Here is a 16920-nt window from a genome sequence, read left to right as displayed (position 1 = left end):
TTTGATACACAATATGCCTTTTAGGCATTTTATGGTATACTGACAATAATCACTCAGAAAGGATAAAACCCATGGATATTCGCAGGCTACACTATTTTGTCACCATCGCTCAAGAAAAAAATATTACCCATGCTGCTGAAAAATTGCTGATTACGCAACCTACTTTATCTCGACAAATGAAAGACCTTGAAGATGAACTAGGGGTTCGTTTGTTTAGGAGAAGTAGTCGCCAGTTACAGCTAACTGACGATGGACAATACTTATATAATCGTGCTCAAGAAATTTTATCATTGGTCCAAAAAACAAAGGATAATTTAACACAAAAAGAGGGGATTTCGGGAGATATTTACATTGGTACAGCTGAAACAGCCTCCCTACAGACGATTGCTGAGGCTTGTAAAGAACTCCTTACACTCCACCCCAATATACGATTGCATTTTCGCTCAGATAATGCAGATGCTGTTTTTGAAGGACTAAACAATGGCACATTAGATTTCGGTATCATCTTCGGAAACCATATACCACAAAAATATCATGCATTATCGTTACGGACAAGGGATCGCTGGTCCATCATTGTGCCTATTGGTCATCCGCTGGCAAGCTATCCATTTGTAACGGTTGCCGATATTCTCTCTTATCCACTAATCGTGTCAGAGCAAAGTGATTTTGATCTTTCTTTTCTTTCTTCAGCTGGTCAATATCATACTGTCGCAACCTATAATCTACTGTATAACGCTGGAATACTGGCCAAATCTGGGGTTGGCATTATACTAGGACTAGACGGTATCATTTCCGACCCAAATTTAATCACTATTCCATTGGAAGAAGCCCCCTCTAACACCCTATCTCTCATTTGGAAAGACAACTCCAAACAATCCCCAGCTGAACAGACCTTTCTTCACGAAGTAAAAAAACAGCTATCCGCTGTTTCTAAATAGATAGGTTTTGGCTACCTAGATTGGACTCCCTCCCTATCCAGCAATATCTTTCTAATACTCAATAAAAATCAAAAGTAGGCTAGGAAACGAAGACGAAGGTAGAACTGGCGTTCACCGAGACAAGTTGACAACGTATCCTTTTGATTTTTTATTGAGTATAAAATGCCCGCTTGGATCGGTATAGTTGACTGGATTGTTGTGAACATAGGCATAACGGTTCTGACTGAGTGGGGCATCTAGTTCACCTTGGTAACTGTCTTCTGCCAAGAAGGTACCCGCCCCGCTATCATAGTACCTTGCCCGCAGGTAATCTAACCCTGTACTATCTCTGGCTTCCCCATTGTAGGCATACGGGTTGCCTGTTTCGTCTGTACTGTCCTTAGTAGAACCGTATAGTTGGTACTTGCTGGACGCAACAGCTTATCCATCCTTAGTCGCGAGCTGAGTCAAGCGGTTGTGGTCATCGTAGGTGAAATTGTCTCTTCTTCCCTTATGGCAAACCAAACAATTCTTGTGGTGATGTGAAAAGCACCTATGGAGAGTAGCTCCATAGGTGGGCGGGGAGCTAAGCAAGAGAGGACGGAAAGCGCTAGAAGAGTCTCCAGCGTTTTCAACGTCCTCGCTAACTAGCTCAATCGCCTACAGCACCACGAAAGTCCCTTCAATCAACGGTTTTATATACTCAGTTAAAGATTCATTTTAATACAATTCATCCATCCAAAACGGAACATATGTTACTCGTTCAAAGCATATCGCTTTATGTTCTTTAAAACCAAATTCTATGAAAAAGTAATCAAATAGATTTTCACCATAGCAAATGATATCGATATCGTGTATTGATAATATAGGTGCAGTAGTTTCCATAATCGGTAAATATCGATGTCCATAAATAGGTATTAAACGAGGTGCTTCTTCTAAAAGAGATTTGATTCTCATCCACTTATTTTGCAGGCTTCGTGGCTCTACACCCCAAATATCATTCCATTTAATCTCCTCATAACAAGCCAGTATATCCTCATAGGGTTTTAAAAAAATTTCTTTTATAAATTGAATATTTTCAATACTTTTATCTCGCCAGTTATAAAAACCTTCTCCTATAGGAAGCATTTGACTATATAAATCTATCCAATCTTTTGAAAACTTCACCTGATATAGCTCTTCCAGCTCCTTAATTTCATTTCGTGTTAGTCCATCTTCTATGCAGATATTCTGCCTTTGAAAAATAGACATTAGGTCTTGTAACTCACTCATAACACTCCTTCTTATCTAACTCTAGTAAATGATTTATAATGATTATCCGTATACCAAACTGAACCATTATCTCCAATAATAACCCTTTCTGTTCCGCGAGTTTTCCCTTTAACATTAGGATAAATATCATATTCTCTATAGACAGGACCATCTGGTAGTTTTTGATTTCCTGAATTTCTCGGCATATTATTGTATACTCTATTTCCTTTGTACCCATCTTGCGCAGCTCCATTGTGAGTACGAGCATAGTCCACAACATCATCCACTTCTTTTGGAATACCTTTTACCGCATCTCCTACATCATCCACTGCCTCTGCAACTTTCAGAGAATCTTTGGTGTCATCCACCGCATCCACAGCTTTTAGGGCTTTAGAGGCATCACTGACATCATCAACTGTATCAATAACTTTTCCAGCTTTGAGTCCTGCCTTTCCTAACTTCCCTAATTTGGCAATCGGAATCACGTAAGTCGCCACATCAAGAGTTAGACCTAAGCCTGCCCACCAGCGGTTAGCTTTTTCGCCTGTGACAGGGTCTTTCCCTGTCCAAAGACGCTTGGCATTATATAAGCCTGATAGTTCCCCACCAAGTATCTTAAGGGCATTAACTGTCGCATTCCACTTCCATTGATGATCTGCTAGTATCTGTTCATTTGTTCGGCTATCTCTCCTAGTTCCATCACTAGCATTCGGCTGATAGCGAGAACTTGGACCGGCTGTGCCTTCCCAGCTGGCAACTCCGCCACCTCCAAAGCTGATAGGTTTAGGAGACCTACCCTTATCCTTCGCCTTGGTCGTTTTCGGGTCGCAGACATGCGTAAACATATCATTCAGAGCCTTGCTCCAATTAAGCAATAAATTGTTGGCTTCTCGAGCCTTGGGTCTACCGTATTGACCGATTGATTGCGCATACTCCTGTCGGATTTGCTGCTGGCGGTACTGAACCGCCTGGGCATACGCTTGGGCCCTCAGTTGAGATTCTTGTTGCTGAATATACTCATAGGCAGAAGAAGTCGGCACATAGCTTGGGACATAGGTGTAGCTATAGACCCCGGTCTGTTGTTGGCGAATCTGATGCGCCTCATGTTCAGGGGTCGTCGGCGCATAGAGGGTTCCATCCTTGGGGTTAATTAACGGTTTGGGCTGCGTATAGCGAGGACCCTTACCATCCGGCAACATCTTTCTAAAATGCCCACTCGGGTCTGTGTAGTTGACTGGGTTGTTGTGACCATAGGCATAGCGGTTCTGACTGAGCGGGTCATCTAGTTCACCTTGGTAACTATCCTCAGTCAAGAACGTTCCTGCCTGGCTATCATAGTATCTTGCTCTAAGATAATCCAGTCCTGTACTATCTCTAGGCTCCCCATTGTAGGCATACGGGTTGCTTGTCTCGCCTGTGCTAGACTGGGTAGCTCCATAGAGTTGGTATTTGCTGGACGCTACCACTTGCCCGTCCTTAGTCAAGCCAGTAACGCTACCACTTTGTATCGCTAGGCACTGATACATATCCCCTGTCTCATGGCTGTTATAGGAATCTCCACTCTGTCCTTACTGTTACCATCATTCTGATAAACTCGACCCGCTAAATAATTCTCGTGGTGATGTGAAAAGCACCTATGGAGAGTAGCTCCATAGGTGGGCGGGGAGCTAGGCAAGAGAGGACGGAAAGCGCTAGAAGAGTCTCCAGCGTTTTCAACGTCCTCGACGACTAGCTCAATCGCCTACATCACCATGGAATATCATAATCCCACTACTCGATAGTATCTTTAAGAATATATAAAATGTCTATTTTAAAGATACTACTATGAATTTTGACTATTCTGTAATTATTAGGATACATAATTTAACCAATTAATCATTTATTTTATTGGTTTCCAACCATTCTTTGGCTTCTTTAACCATAAATAATTTCTCTGAATATCTTGATAATTTTTGAAATTCCTTTCTTGCCATATTGCTATCTTGTTTATTCAAAGCATTTATTGCTAGAAAATAATGTTTCCGAATATAATCATAGGCTGTATCTTCCGCTAACAAAAGATTAGAAACTTCTGACTTCTTGATAAATAATTTTTCAAAAATTTCCATATAATTCATATAGTATTGCTTTTTCTTATATTCTGAAAGTTTATTACTTTTATAAGCTAGAAAAGATTGTTTAATATTCTCCAGTTTATCCCAGTTTTTCATTTTTAAGCGACTAATATAGGCCTGAAAATAATAATCTAAAACGCTATAGGATCCACTTGGTAATTTTGAAAAATCAACTTCCTTTAGCAAAATAATTGAATAATCAAATTTTCCAAAAATGTAGTAGTAACTGGATAACTTTATTAAGTAATAATTCTTTTTTTTTTCCTCTAAAATGATGTGATTCAATTCTAGCTATATATCGCTCAAGTACTTCAAGTTCTATATTGTCCAAGATATCTTTCTCTATTTTGGGTATTATTAAATAAAACAGTAGCAATAAACATATCTCTAAAACTGTTAGAACAGGTAATATAATTGTCACCCATTTAGGATAATAGGGACTTCCCATATTTATTAGTATTTGAACAAATAGTATAGATTTTAAAATTTTTTCAGTCTTCCATCTATTAAGTAAAGCATTTATTTTTAAATGTTTCATTTATTTTTCCTTTTTATGGTGCTAGTGGATATTGTTGTATTTGTTGCAATGGTTGAGGGTTGCCAAATAGTAAAGCAACTAGCGAAAGTATTCCCATTGCCTGAGGTCCATTTAGCATTTTAAAACCAACATTCATTTTATTGGTCGTTGTTATCTCTCTTGAATGTTGACTACTCTCAACAGTATGATACATCCCTAAAATACCATTTACTAAATCGGGCTTCAAAGATACACCTGCTCCGCTACCAATTGTAGCATCTCCATTAGAGAAACTATTTACATAATTAACATCTACTCCATCTTTTCCTATTGATACGGAGCCTGATATAGAATTATGTTTTGTATAATTCTCTGAACTAGAAATTGTAAGGTTTCCCTCACTATATCCAAGAGAGAACGAGGTAGATTTTGAATTAAACGTTATGCCAGATAAACTATTATTGGTAATATTGATATCAAGCCACGAATTGCTACTAGCAGTGACTTCGGATGAATAGTCTGCAAAGCTAGAAAATAATAATCCAGACTTTGTATCCATTTTTGATATTGTTTGAGTATTAGAGACCCCGATTGGATTTCTCCTAAGCCAATCATATATTCCCAATGCAAGATAATTACTATTTTCGAGCAAAGCCAAAGTAGTCAGAGCTTTTTTATTAATTTTAGTATCTTTTGATTTAGTATTAGCATAGTCCGCTGTTGTACACACATGCGTAAACATATCTTTCAGAGCCTTGCTCCAGTTAAGCAATAAATTGTTGGCTTCTCGAGCTCTAGGTCTGCCATATTGACCGATTGATTGCGCATACTCCTGTCGGATTTGCTGCTGGCGGTACTGAACCGCCTGGGCATGCGCTTGGGCCCTCAGTTGAGATTCTTGTTGCTGAATATACTCATAGGCAGAAGAAGTCGGCACATAGCTTGGGACATAGGTGTAGCTATAGACCCCGGTCTGTTGTTGGCGAATCTGATGCGCCTCATGTTCAGGGGTCGTCGGCGCATAGAGGGTTCCGTCCTTGGGGTTAATTAACGGTTTGGGCTGCGTATAGCGAGGACCCTTACCATCCGGCAACATCTTTCTAAAATGCCCGCTCGGGTCGGTGTAGTTGACTGGATTGTTCTGCACATAGGCATAGCGGTTCTGACTAAGCGGATTGCTTCGGCTACCAGAGTAGGAATCCTCGGTCAAGAACGTTCCTGCCTGGCTATCATAGTATCTTGCTCTGAGGTAATCCAGCCCTGTACTATCCCTAGCCTCCCCATTGTAGGCATACGGGTTGCCTGTCTCGTCTGTACTATCCTTAGTGGAACCGTAGAGTTGGTACTTGCTGGACGCAACGGCTTGTCCGTCCTTGGTCAAGCCTGTCACAGACTCTGCTTGGTTGGTCAGGTACTGATACGTATCCCCTGTCCCATGGTTGTTATAGGAATCTCCACTCTGTCCTTACTGTTACCATCATTCTGATAACTCGACCCGCTAAATAATTCTCGTGGTGATGTGAAAAGCACCTATGGAGAGTAGCTCCATAGGTGGGCGGGGAGCTAGGAAAGAGAGGACGGAAAGCGCTAGAAGAGTCTCCAGCGTTTTCAACGTCCTCGACGACTAGCTCAATCGCTTACAGCACCACGGAATATTAGCTCAAAGCTCAAGATTATCTATCTTCATCCCAGAAAAAATGCTGATCTGCAATTAAAACCTTGGACACTTCAATATCTTGACAAATAATATCCATACTAATAAGAGATAGTACCAATTTACATCTAATGAGAAATTCATCGTACTTAGTAAGTGTGATAGTATGTCCTGCATAACCATAAAGTTGCCCATCTCGTAAATTTTTTACATCTTCATGTCTCCATAAAACCTTCTGATCTCCTTTATATACAAGATGCCCAGCATCTGTTTCATAACTAACTTTTGCACATCTTAAATATTTTAATTCCCAGCAATAAATTTCTCGCTCTTCCAAATCAAAACATTCAATGTAAACAGTAATCTCATCTCCTAAATAATTGGCTCTAATATCTAAAATTTGTGCATCCCAATAATCAGTGTTGTTTATCGCTTCTATCTTTGATTGTATTTCCATACTAGTTTCCTCCATTATTCCAAGGAATATGACCTTCTGGTGAACGCCTATTAACAATATTTCCATTAATATCTAATAAATTTTCATTTTCATCATAAATATGCATATGGGGATAATCTGTCCGCCAATCTGGAGGATCTAGTTTTATTCTAAAAGTCCCATTTTCATCTTTAATATGGACAAAACCGTTATTCTTATCAATCGTCCAACCAACTGGGCGTGCAGCTTCTATATTTTCCAGCGACATATTAGCTATTTGGCTTGGTGGTAATTTATCAAGTGTTGATAAAGGTTGTAATGAGCCACTATATTGTTCTGGTCCGTATGGCTTCAAGGGTTCTAACGGTCCACTCGCAGGTTCTGGTCCATAAGGCTTGTCAGCTTGTTTCGGCTGAGTTAAGGTCATCCCTACTCCAGCTATCGCTCCTTTCGCACTTGTCCGTCCTTGGTCAAGCCTGTCACAGACCCTGCTTGGTTGGTCAGGTACTGATAGGTATCCCCTGTCCCATGATTGTGGTAGGAACTTCTACCCTGTCCATAGGTGTAGGTCTCACGAGCTTTCAGTTCCCGGTCGTAGGTCTGGAGAACCTCGGTGTGCTGGCGGTTGACGTCATTGACATAGTTGCGCTCTTCATAGTAGTGGAAGCTATCTTCTCGTGTGGTATAAGGAATCAGAACCTCTTTGACCTCACTGGTATAGGTCACTTCTCCCTCACCCGGGAGGTTTCCTAGGTCGGGTGGGTTGACCACCAAGCCCTCATCATTGGCTCGGTCTTTTGCCACCTTCTTGTGGTAGGCAGTAGAGACATCGTCAAACATCTCATGCCAGATGGTACCGACTGTTTGCGGTAGCGTTGCGAGTGCTTGAAGAACGTTTTGACTAAAGCCATACCAGAAGAGACTATGTGCCTCCCCATTTGGGGCGGTATGCGGTGATTTCTTCTTCTCTTCTCGCTTGAAGAGTCGATAGCTGTGCTGGCCTTCCTTACGGCTAGCGGGGATACTCTATAAAAATCAACCTCTGACTAGGCAACGAAACCGCAGGTAGAACTGAAGTTCGGCAAGGTGAGGTAACGACGCCAGAGGTTGATTTTTGACGAGTATAAAGACGCGGTTATCATCGCCGTCATACAGCGCCGCAAACAAGAGGCCTGCTTTGTCCTTGACCGCAAGGAGTCTATTCTCCGTATCGTAGATATAGTCTAGCTTCTCATTGTTCTTACTTTGAGAAATCCGATTGCCGTTCTTATCGTAGGTGTAGCGGGTGGTACCGTTCTTGGTCTCGAGCTGAGTCAAGCGGTTGTGGTCATCGTAGGTGAAATTGTCTCTTCTTCCCTTATGGCAAGCCAAACAATTCTCGTGGTGATGTGAAAAGCACCTATGGAGAGTAGCTCCATAGGTGGGCGAGGAGCTAGGCAAGAGAGGACGGAAAACGATAAACAATATCCAGCGTTTTCAACGTCCTCGCTGACTAGCTCAATCGCCTACAGCACCACGGGAAACTTTTTATCAATCAACTAAATAAACGTTAAAGGACTTTTTTTTACCTCCAACAACATATTTTTCAACATCACCATCCCACCACTCAACAGTATCTTTAAGAATGTCTAAGAAAATTCTTCTGGAATTCGCATCAGTAGCAAACAAATATCCAGCGTTATCTATAAAAATATTTATATTATCTGGAATTATATAGCTTGATCGTTCAAGCCTATCTCGTAAAGCATCCCAATTCCCATCAATTAAATTCTCAATATTAAAAATATTAGCTAGCTTCAACACAGCATCATACTCAGTTTGTATTTCTTTTCCATCAAGAATCACCGTAAAGTAATTTCGGTATTTAGTTTTTAAAAATATCTTCTTAAATTGACTTATATGACTAAATATGTTCATCATTATTCCACCTTTATAAAACTTTTGTAGTGCTCGTCAGTATAGTATATACTTCCATCACTTCCACGGATAAATCTCTCTGCATCACGACCACTACCTACCACTTTAGAATTAATATCATATTCTTTATAAGTAATTTTATTACCATAATTATCAAAATTAGGCAAATAATCCCTATCATTGTAAAATCTACCACCTGCTTTAGTACCTGTACTTTGTCCTTTATATGTTCCTTGCCAATTATTGCCAGAATAACCCTTATAAGCATCTTGCACATTCTGGGGTAGCTCATCTATTGACTTAGAACCTTTTAATCCTTTTACCGTATCTCCTACATCATCTACAGTTTCTGCGGCTTTCAGAGAATCTTTAGTGTCATCCACCGCATCCACAGCTTTTAGAGCTTTAGAGGTATCACTGACATCATCAACTGTATCAATAACTTTTCCTGCTGTGACTCCTACCTTTGCAACTTTTCCTAATTTAGCTAAAGCAACCGCATAGCTAGCTACATCAAAAGCAAGTTCTCCTGCTGCCCACCAGCGGTTAGCTTTTTCGCCTGTGACAGGGTCTTTCCCTGTCCAAAGACGCTTGGCATTATATAAGCCTGATAGTTCCCCACCAAGTATCTTAAAGGCATTAACTGTCGCATTCCATTTCCATTGATGATCTGCTAGTATCTGTTCATTTGTTCGGCTATCTCTCCTAGTTCCATCACTAGCATTCGGCTGATAGCGTGAGCTTGAGCCAGCTGTACCATTCCAACTGGCGACACCACCTAGATTCACCGCATAATTGGTATCAGTAGCGGATTTGGTAATAGCCTGTAGTTGTTTCTGCGATGGAGACTTCCCTTTCGTATCCTTCGCCTTGGTCGTTTTTGGATCACAGACATGCGTAAACATATCTTTCAGAGCCTTGCCCCAGTTAAGCAATAAATTGTTAGCTTCTCGAGCCTTGGGTCTGCCGTATTGACCCGTTGATTGCGCATACTCCTGTCGAATCTGTTGCTGGCGGTACTGAACTGCCTGGGCATGCGCTTGGGCCCTCTGCTGAGATTCCTGTTGTTGAATGTACTGATAGGCAGAGGAAGTCGGTACATGACTTGGAATATAAGTATAGCTATAGACACCGGTCTGTTGCTGGCGAATCTGGTGTGCCTCATGTTCGGGAGTCGTCGGCGCATAGAGGGTGCCGTCCTTGGGATTAATCAGCGGTTTTGGTTGCTGATAGAGTGGTCTTCCTCCGCCTCCCACCATCATGGTAAACGGAGAGGGAAAATGCCCGCTCGGGTCGGTGTAGTTGACTGGGTTGTTGTGGACATAACTGTAGCGGTTCTGACTGAGCGGATTTCTGCGGCTACCAGAATAACTATCCTCCGTTAAGAAGGTACCTGCTTGATTATCGTAGTACCTTGCCCTCAAGTAGTCCAGTCCTGTACTATCTCTAGCTTCCCCATTGTAGGCATACGGGTTGCCTGTTTCGTCTGTGCTAGACTGGGTAGTTCCATAGAGTTGGTACTTGCTGGACGCTACCGCTTGCCCGTCCTTGGTCAAGCCAGTAACACTACCACTTTGTGTCGCTAGGTACTGATACGTATCGCCTGTCCCATGGTTATGGAGTGTAGCGGATGGTACCGTCCTTATTTTATAACTAAATATGACAAGATTTTAAAACATAGTGGTGATGTCAAAAACACCTATGGAGAGTAGCTCCATAGGTGGGCGGGGAGCTAGGCAAGCGAGGACGGAAAACGGCAGAAGAGTCTCCAGCGTTTTCAACGTCCTTGACGACTAGCTCAATCGCCTACAGCACCACTGAATAGGACACCTCTTTTGTCAGGTTTATATAATTTTTTGATATACTCAGCCAGCTCGTCTGTCCATTAAGTATATATCAGTTAATAATCACCTGCAACATACTATTTAATTGAGATAATAATTCCTGAATAGTTGTCTCTTCAGTATCATACCAATATTCTATTTCTCCAGTATCTATGTAACCAAGGCTAAGCATACAGTGCTTGTATGGAGCGAACATAGCCTCTTCAATAAGAAAACATTCAAATATATTTTTCTCACTACTGATGAAACAACCAAATACTCCCTCATCATCTTGACATAAATCGTATGCCACGTAATATTTAAACTCATCAACAAAAGCCTTTATATTTTTTTTTAATAGTTGCTTCTTAATTTCAAATTCCATTTTATGCTATTTTTTACCTACTATTTCTATATTATATGCACCCGGTGCTTCTGTTAAACCAGGTATTCCACGTTTTATATTTAACTTATCCTGAAGAGAACCTGGAAAATTTACTATTCCCCACTCTTCTTTTCCTCCTTGGGATAAGGAACTTGTAGGAACATCAAATTCTACATAAAGTGTACCGGGCTTTGCTGCTGGGAACGCTCCTATATCTGCTGGATTAGCGACATGTGTTTTGAACTGCTCAGACATCTGCACTTTCCCAGTTTCAACCATTTTCGAATATTCCTCCAGTGACATCCACCGTCCAACTCGGGTCATATTCGCTAAATCAGGACTAGGTCTTAACGGATCTAAAGTTCCACTCGCAGGCTCTGGTCCGTATGGCTTCAAGGGTTCTAACGGTCCACTCGCAGGTTCTGGTCCATAAGGCTTGTCAGCTTGTTTCGGCTGAGTTAAGGTCATCCCTACTCCAGCTATCGCTCCTTTCGCAGCTGTATATAGGCCTTGAACATACTTGCCAATAAAATAACCTTGTAAACCACCGCCTACTGTATTCACCGCCACATCAAGTGGCTTGTCATCATTAGAATAACTTGTGAGACCTGAGCTAACAGCTCCATAAACCGCAAAACCAGCTACCGGACCTCCTCCTGATAGTCCTACCGCAAGACCAGATAAGCCTGCTAGCGCTTGAATGTTCCCTGACGAAATAGTTTTCAGACGACTTAGGTCAAATGTATGTCCTTTTTTACTACTTGTTTGTGGTTGATTGCTTGCACTAGAAGTCCCACTCCAACTAGCGACACCACCTAGATTCACCGCATAATTGGTATCAGTAGCTGATTTGGTAATAGCCTGTAGTTGTTTCTGCGATGGAGACTTCCCTTTCGTATCCTTCGCCTTGGTCGTTTTCGGATCGCAGACATGCGTAAACATATCTTTCAGAGCCTTGCCCCAGTTAAGCAATAAATTGTTAGCTTCTCGAGCCTTGGGTCTGCCGTATTGACCCGTTGATTGCGCATACTCCTGTCGAATCTGTTGCTGGCGGTACTGAACTGCCTGGGCATGCGCTTGGGCTCTCTGCTGAGATTCCTGTTGTTGAATGTACTCATAGGCAGAAGAAGTCGGTACATAGCTTGGGACATAGGTGTAGCTATAGACCCCGGTCTGTTGTTGGCGAATCTGATGCGCCTCATGTTCAGGGGTCGTCGGCGCATAGAGGGTGCCGTCCTTGGGATTAATCAGCGGTTTTGGTTGCTGATAGAGTGGTCTTCCTCCGCCTCCCACCATCATGGTAAACGGAGAGGGAAAATGCCCGCTTGGGTCGGTATAGTTAACAGGATTGTTCTGCACATAGGTATAGCGATTCTGACTAAGCGGATTGCTTCGGCTACCAGAGTAGGAATCCTCGGTCAAGAACGTTCCTGCCTGGCTATCATAGTATCTTGCTCTGAGATAATCCAGCCCTGTACTATCTCTAGCCTCCCCATTGTAGGCATACGGGTTGCCTGTTTCGTCTGTGCTATCCTTAGTGGAACCGTATAGTTGGTACTTGCTGGACGCCACTTCCTGTCCGTCCTTGGTCAAACCAGTAACGCTACCACTTTGTGTCGCTAGGTACTGATAAGTATCCCCTGTCTCATGCTTGTGGTAGGAGCTTCTTCCCTGTCCATAGGTATAGGTCTCACGAGCTTTTAGCTCTCGGTCGTAGGTCTGGAGAACCTCGGTGTGCTTACGGTTGACGTCATTGACATAGTTGCGCTCCTCATAGTAGTGGAAGCTATCTTCCCGTGTGGTGTAAGGAATCAGAACCTCTTTGACTTCGCTGGCATAGGTCACCTCTCCCTCACCCGGGAGGTTTCCTAGGTCGGGTGGGTTGACCACCAAGCCCTCATCATTGGCTCGGTCTTTTGCCACCTTCTTGTGGTAGGCAGTGGAGACATCGTCAAACATCGCATGCCAGATAGTCCCAATGGTCTGAGGGAGACTGGATAAGGATTGTAAGACATTCTGACTAAAGCCATACCAGAAGAGGCTATGTGCCTCCCCATTTGGGGCGGTATGCGGTGATTTCTTCTTCTCTTCTCGCTTGAAGAGTTGATAGCTGTACTTGCCTTCCTTACGGCTTGCCGTAAAGACCCTATTGTCATCGCCATCGTAGAGTGCCGCAAACAAGAGGCCTGCCTTGTCCTTGACAGCTAATAGACGGTTTTCCGTATCGTAGATATAGTCTAGCTTCTCATTGTTCTTACTTTGAGAAATCCGGTTACCGTTCTTGTCATAAGTGTAGCTGCTAGTACCGTCCTTGGTCTCCAACTTGATGAGACGGTTGTGGTCATCGTAGGTGAAGCGGGTCGTCTCCTCCTTGCCCTCAATGGTTTCTGTGCTGGTCAGCTTGTTTCCAGCCAGGTCGTAGGTGTAGATGAGGCTGGAGAGTTCCTTGCCCGCCTTGTCAGACACGGTCATGGTCTCGACCTGCCCTAAACTGTCATAGGTGTAGGCTTGGATAAGGGTTTCCCCATCTTGAGTGATGGTCTCCTTGGTGATATAGTCGCCGTCGTCATACTCATAGGCATAGCTCGCTATCAGCTTGTCCTTCTGGTCGCGGTGAACCATTTCCGTCACCCGATGTCCCCTGTCATAGGTGAGGAAACTCTTGGTCCCGTCCCCACGGGTGACCTGGGTCATGTCGCCAGCCTCATTGTAGCGGTAGGTCGTTTTCTTCCCGTCCTTATCCGTCACAGAGGTCAAGCGGTCCAAGTCGTCATAGGTGTAGGAGACGCTACTGCCATCTGGGTAGGTCAGCTGGCTAATGTTGCCAAAGTCATCATAGCTGTAGGTGATGACACTGCCGTCTCCTTGACGAACACCGGTCACTTCTCCTTCTTCATTGGTCTCATACTGGGTTGTCCCTGTCAGGTCGCTCATAGACACCCTGCGGCCATCCGCATCATAAGCATAGAGGACTTGACCGTCTTCTTTCTTGGAGTAATCGACAGTGAGCAGTTGATCCAACTGGTTGTAGTCATAGCGGATGGTCTCGCCATCGGCCTTGGTGACCTTCTCTAGCTGGTTGTTACGATTGTAGCGGTAGGTCTCCTTGTCGCCAAGGGCCGTCATCTTCTCTACGACATTGGAGAGTTGGTCATAGGTATAGGTCGTGACCTTGCCATTGCCATTAGTGATAGAGGTGACATTGCCCACACTGTCATAGGTGTAGGTAGCCGTCGAAGCCTTGTCTCCTGACCCCTGGGTGGCTGAAAGCAACTGGTCTTTTCCGTCATAAGTGTAGGTCTTAACACGCTCACGACCAGTTGTCACACTGGTCAGGTTGCCATTGCCATCATAGGTCATGGAGGCCTCTCCACCTGCTTCATTCATGACCTTGGTCACCTGGTTGTCATGGTCATAGCTGTAGAGGGTCAACTGGCCTGCCGTATCACTCTCACTGGTCAAGCGGTTGAGGCTATCATAGGTCCGTTTGGTCACCTGCCCCAGGGGATTGGTCTCCTCTAAGAGGTTCCCATTGGGATCGTAGGTATAGCTGGTCTCCCGCTTGCCATTGATGGTCCGCTTGGTCACCTGGCCGACTGGGTCATAGGTCATTTCTGCCTTGCGCCCCCTTGGACTGGTGATGGTCTTGAGCTGGTCCAGCCTCGTATAGTCCATGCTGGTCTTGGCACCACTTGGTGTGGTGATAGAGGCAAGGTTCCCCGCTTCATCGTAGCTATAGGTGGTCGTAAGGTCAAGGGCATTCTTAGCAGTTAAGAGACGACCCACCTTATCGTAGGTGTAGCGGTTGCGTCTATCAGACTGGTCCACTTCCTCGGTCAGGTTCCCCGCCACATCATAAGTATAGCTCTTAGCGAGACCTTGCGGACCGGTTTGTGTAGACAAGCGACCAAGACCGTCATAGGCATAGGTATACTCCGCTTCATTTGGTAAGGTCCGCTTGGTCGGTCGACCGTAGAGGTCGTTGACATAGCTGGTGCTATGCCCATTGGCGTCTGTCTCCTTGGCGAGACTGCCGGTGCTATCATAGGCATAGCTGGTCTCTCCGCCTGTTGGGCGTTTGACGCTGGCTAGGCGGTTCATCGGGTCGTAGGTATAGGTTGTGGTATGGCCTTCCCCTGTCGTTTCGCTGAGGCGATTCCCTACCGCATCATAGGTATAGGTCTGCTTGGCTCCCGTTGGGGCAAGGGTCTCTACTACACGCCCCAATGGGTCATAGGTGAAGGTTGTCGCTTGGCCGTTTGGGTCAGTATAGAGAACTAGGTTCTTATTAGCGTCATAGCCATACTGGCTTTCCTGCCCCTTGGCATCGATTAGCTTAGACAGGTTGCCTAGGACATCATACTCATAGGTGGAGCGATTGCCGTCTGCGTCTGTCTCGGTCACCACACGGTTGAGGGCATCATAGGTGTAAGCCGTCTCCCGCTTGAGGTGGTCGACGGTCTTGGTCAAGTTACCATTCTCATCATAGTGGTAGGTCTTGGTCTTACCCTCTTGGTCGGTCGATGTCGCGACATGGCCCATGACATCATAGGTAAAGGTCTCGCTGGTACCGTCCGCATAGGCGACCTTGGTCAGCTGGTTGTCACTGTCATAGCTGTAGGTTGTGACCTCTCCTAGGCTATTGGTCATTGTTAGGCGGTTGCCAGCTTTATCGTACGTATAGGACTCATGGAGGTCTTGGTTGTCCTTCTTGGTCACCACACGACCCGCCGCATCATAGGTATACTCGGTGATAAGACCGCTAGAAGTGGTCTGCTTGATGAGACGGTCTAGAGCATCATACTCTTGGGTAAGGGTCCTGCCATCTGGCAAGGTGACTTCTTTTAGTTGAGCAGTCTCGGTATAGCTCATCTTGGTCACGTTACCGTTGGCATCGGTCTGCTCAATCGGATAGCCTAGCTCATTATACACATAGGTCGTTTTCCCACCCAAGGCATCCACTATCTCTGTCGGCTGCTCCATCTGGTTGTAAGAGGTGGTGGTGGTATTTCCCAAACCGTCAGTGATGCTGGCAATTTGGTTTTGACCGGTATAGGTGCTGGTTGCGGTATAGCCTGCCGCGTCCGTAACACTATGTTGGTTCCCGTTTTTGTCATAGCTATAGCTGGTCCGCTGCCCCAGGGCATTGGTGGTCGCAAGGAGGCGGCCGGCTGGGCTATACTCATAGGCGGTTTCCCGACCCAAGGCGTCGATCATAGACAAGATGTTCCCCATAGTATCCAAGGTGTAGGACACACTGGTACCATCTGGGTAGGTAATAGCGGTGACATTACCAGACTTGTCATAGGCATAGCGGGTGGTCTTGTCTCCCTTGGTCTCGGTCAGCTTGTTTCCAACTGCGTCATAGGTGTAGGAGACCGTTTGACCGGCTTCATCGGTATAGGATAAGACACGCCCCATGCCATCATAGGTGGTCTGAGTGGTCGTCCCGATTGGATAGGTCACTTCCAGCAACTGACCAGAGGTATCATAGGTGTACTCGAGCACTTGCCCCAGAGCATCGGTCAGGGTCTGGATGGCATTGTGCCGCTCATCATAGGTCAAGCTAGTGGCATGACCTGCTTCATTGGTCCGAGTGAGGACACGCCCCAAGGCGTCGCGCTCATAGGTGACCGTTTGACCGAGGGCATCGGTCTCTGTCAAGAGGCGGCTACGGCTGTCGTAGCTGTAGCGGGTGGTGCGGCCTTCCGCATCAGTCAGTGACACTTGATTGCCCACCCCGTCATAGCTGTAGCTGTAGGTCCCTCCCTCACCATTGGAAGCGCTGATTTTCCGTCCAAGGCCATCGTAGGTGAAGGTGGTGGTATTCCCATTTCCTTCTGTCACCCCAGTCACTTGACCGGCTGGGTCAAAGGTATGGGTCCTTCCAACACCATCGGCATCTA

General features: G+C 44.7%; 14 protein-coding genes and 1 pseudogene. 1 reads left to right on the top strand and 14 read right to left on the bottom strand.

The window, feature by feature from the left end:
- The first annotated feature begins 71 nt into the window (after positions 1 to 71).
- Positions 72 to 938, top strand: a complete 867-nt coding sequence (locus BVE84_RS08890; RefSeq protein ID WP_076996668.1) for a LysR family transcriptional regulator — start codon at positions 72 to 74, stop codon at positions 936 to 938.
- A gap of 111 nt (positions 939 to 1049) precedes the next feature.
- On the opposite strand, the pseudogene BVE84_RS10780 reads toward BVE84_RS08890, so the two are convergent.
- The 14 genes and pseudogenes from BVE84_RS10780 to BVE84_RS08820 form a co-directional block, all read right to left on the bottom strand.
- Positions 1050 to 1328 (bottom strand): annotated as a pseudogene (locus tag BVE84_RS10780) (RHS repeat-associated core domain-containing protein); the annotation flags it as partial.
- 309 nt (positions 1329 to 1637) lie between these two features.
- The gene (locus BVE84_RS08880) at positions 1638 to 2189 is read right to left on the bottom strand and encodes a hypothetical protein (protein WP_076996667.1); all 552 of its coding nucleotides are present in this window, start codon (positions 2187 to 2189) and stop codon (positions 1638 to 1640) included.
- Between the two features lie 11 nt (positions 2190 to 2200).
- Complete coding sequence (locus BVE84_RS08875; RefSeq protein WP_076996666.1) at positions 2201 to 3694, bottom strand: RHS repeat-associated core domain-containing protein; 1494 nt, start codon at positions 3692 to 3694, stop codon at positions 2201 to 2203.
- Between the two features lie 345 nt (positions 3695 to 4039).
- Complete coding sequence (locus BVE84_RS08870; RefSeq protein WP_076996665.1) at positions 4040 to 4468, bottom strand: hypothetical protein; 429 nt, start codon at positions 4466 to 4468, stop codon at positions 4040 to 4042.
- A gap of 13 nt (positions 4469 to 4481) precedes the next feature.
- Positions 4482 to 4820: a hypothetical protein gene (locus BVE84_RS08865; protein WP_076996664.1), complete on the bottom strand. Its 339-nt coding sequence runs from the start codon at positions 4818 to 4820 to the stop codon at positions 4482 to 4484.
- A 13-nt stretch (positions 4821 to 4833) separates the two neighbouring features.
- Complete coding sequence (locus BVE84_RS08860; protein WP_076996663.1) at positions 4834 to 6189, bottom strand: RHS repeat-associated core domain-containing protein; 1356 nt, start codon at positions 6187 to 6189, stop codon at positions 4834 to 4836.
- Between the two features lie 283 nt (positions 6190 to 6472).
- The gene (locus BVE84_RS08855; protein ID WP_076996662.1) at positions 6473 to 6910 is read right to left on the bottom strand and encodes a hypothetical protein; all 438 of its coding nucleotides are present in this window, start codon (positions 6908 to 6910) and stop codon (positions 6473 to 6475) included.
- A gap of 1 nt (position 6911) precedes the next feature.
- Complete coding sequence (locus BVE84_RS11020; RefSeq protein WP_208606183.1) at positions 6912 to 7316, bottom strand: hypothetical protein; 405 nt, start codon at positions 7314 to 7316, stop codon at positions 6912 to 6914.
- Between the two features lie 11 nt (positions 7317 to 7327).
- Complete coding sequence (locus BVE84_RS11180; protein WP_076996661.1) at positions 7328 to 7729, bottom strand: hypothetical protein; 402 nt, start codon at positions 7727 to 7729, stop codon at positions 7328 to 7330.
- Positions 7730 to 7924: 195 nt separating this feature from the next.
- Positions 7925 to 8260 (bottom strand): RHS repeat domain-containing protein, encoded by a 336-nt coding sequence (locus BVE84_RS11175; protein ID WP_077063939.1) that lies wholly within the window; start codon positions 8258 to 8260, stop codon positions 7925 to 7927.
- Positions 8261 to 8419: 159 nt separating this feature from the next.
- Complete coding sequence (locus BVE84_RS08835; RefSeq protein WP_083708281.1) at positions 8420 to 8809, bottom strand: barstar family protein; 390 nt, start codon at positions 8807 to 8809, stop codon at positions 8420 to 8422.
- Entirely contained in the window at positions 8809 to 10362 is a 1554-nt protein-coding gene (locus BVE84_RS11015) for an RHS repeat-associated core domain-containing protein (RefSeq protein WP_076996659.1), read from the bottom strand. Before BVE84_RS11015 ends, BVE84_RS08835 begins: the two co-directional genes overlap by 1 nt.
- Positions 10363 to 10702: 340 nt before the next feature.
- Positions 10703 to 11014, bottom strand: coding sequence for a hypothetical protein (locus tag BVE84_RS10895; RefSeq protein ID WP_076996658.1), 312 nt, complete (start codon positions 11012 to 11014; stop codon positions 10703 to 10705).
- Positions 11015 to 11020: 6 nt separating this feature from the next.
- Positions 11021 to 16920 (bottom strand): TreTu family toxin (locus BVE84_RS08820; RefSeq protein WP_279625871.1); only part of this gene is annotated, 5900 nt, incomplete at its 5' end.

Origin of the sequence: Streptococcus azizii (assembly GCF_001984715.1) — a bacterium.
In the GTDB taxonomy this organism is placed as follows: domain Bacteria; phylum Bacillota; class Bacilli; order Lactobacillales; family Streptococcaceae; genus Streptococcus; species Streptococcus azizii.
This window is presented reverse-complemented; position numbering and strand designations above follow the sequence as displayed.

What these genes read in the sequence shown, in the direction of transcription:
- BVE84_RS08890 (WP_076996668.1), top strand. Translation starts at nt 72, where the DNA reads ATGGATATTCGCAGGCTACACTATTTTGTCACCATCGCTCAAGAAAAA.
- BVE84_RS08880 (WP_076996667.1), bottom strand. Translation starts at nt 2,189, where the DNA reads ATGAGTGAGTTACAAGACCTAATGTCTATTTTTCAAAGGCAGAATATC.
- BVE84_RS08875 (WP_076996666.1), bottom strand. Translation starts at nt 3,694, where the DNA reads ATGTATCAGTGCCTAGCGATACAAAGTGGTAGCGTTACTGGCTTGACT.
- BVE84_RS08865 (WP_076996664.1), bottom strand. Translation starts at nt 4,820, where the DNA reads ATGAAACATTTAAAAATAAATGCTTTACTTAATAGATGGAAGACTGAA.
- BVE84_RS08855 (WP_076996662.1), bottom strand. Translation starts at nt 6,910, where the DNA reads ATGGAAATACAATCAAAGATAGAAGCGATAAACAACACTGATTATTGG.
- BVE84_RS11020 (WP_208606183.1), bottom strand. Translation starts at nt 7,316, where the DNA reads ATGACCTTAACTCAGCCGAAACAAGCTGACAAGCCTTATGGACCAGAA.
- BVE84_RS11180 (WP_076996661.1), bottom strand. Translation starts at nt 7,729, where the DNA reads ATGTTTGACGATGTCTCTACTGCCTACCACAAGAAGGTGGCAAAAGAC.
- BVE84_RS08835 (WP_083708281.1), bottom strand. Translation starts at nt 8,809, where the DNA reads ATGATGAACATATTTAGTCATATAAGTCAATTTAAGAAGATATTTTTA.
- BVE84_RS10895 (WP_076996658.1), bottom strand. Translation starts at nt 11,014, where the DNA reads ATGGAATTTGAAATTAAGAAGCAACTATTAAAAAAAAATATAAAGGCT.